1 protein-coding gene is annotated in these 211 nt (G+C 46.0%); it reads left to right on the top strand.

Annotated features, from left to right (window positions below; all coding sequences use genetic code 11):
- Positions 1-211: DUF1541 domain-containing protein (locus CHH91_RS19805; protein WP_141234288.1), on the top strand; the 211-nt coding region annotated here is incomplete at both ends.

The following is a 211-nucleotide window of genomic DNA, read 5'->3' as shown; positions in this document are numbered from 1 at the left end:
CGCCTATACAACAACGGCTTATGCTGTATCGTATACGCCAACGACGGGGGAAGCACCTGTTGAAAACCATAAATGGGTCATACATGAAGAGTTGGAAGGTTATAAAGAGGAGGCTTATGCTCCTGGCGATACGGTTGTAATAAACGCCGATCATATGGAAGGGATGGATGGAGCCGAAGCAGTCATTGATTCAAGTGAACAAACAACGGTT

This window comes from Virgibacillus sp. 7505 (assembly GCF_002272135.1).
Lineage (GTDB): Bacteria > Bacillota > Bacilli > Bacillales > Amphibacillaceae > Terribacillus.
The sequence above is the reverse complement of the archived record's forward strand: the minus strand, read 5'-3'. Positions and strand labels throughout refer to the sequence as shown.